Below are 311 nucleotides of genomic sequence, written 5' to 3'. Positions count from 1 at the left end.
ATCATTTATTCTATTCTTTTGTCTCAGCATAATAAGGCTGCAAGACCTGTAGGATATGCAGAATCCAAAGCTTCTACCAACAGCGCTTGGTCTTCCAGAAACATGGGAGTGTTGGGTACAATCATTTTGATCTTCTTGGTGGTTCACCTACAGGGCTTCTGGGCTAAAATGCATTGGGGAGAAGTGCCGATGGTAACCTACGGAGAAGAGGAGTACAAAAACTTATTTCTAATCGTAAGCGAGGCCTTTAAGCAGGAGTGGTTGGTGGCTCTATATGTCATCTCCATGGGATTTTTAGGATTCCACCTTTC

General features: G+C 43.4%; 1 protein-coding gene. It reads left to right on the top strand.

What is annotated here, in order from left to right:
- Positions 1 to 18 precede the first annotated feature (18 nt).
- The coding region (locus ACNKXV_RS14005) for a succinate dehydrogenase/fumarate reductase transmembrane subunit (protein ID WP_470269851.1) at positions 19 to 311 on the top strand (293 nt) is incomplete at its 3' end.

The organism is Christiangramia aquimixticola, from assembly GCF_048285835.1.
In the GTDB taxonomy this organism is placed as follows: domain Bacteria; phylum Bacteroidota; class Bacteroidia; order Flavobacteriales; family Flavobacteriaceae; genus Christiangramia; species Christiangramia aquimixticola.
Note: the sequence above shows the minus strand (reverse complement) of the source record. Positions and strands in the feature narration are given on the sequence as shown.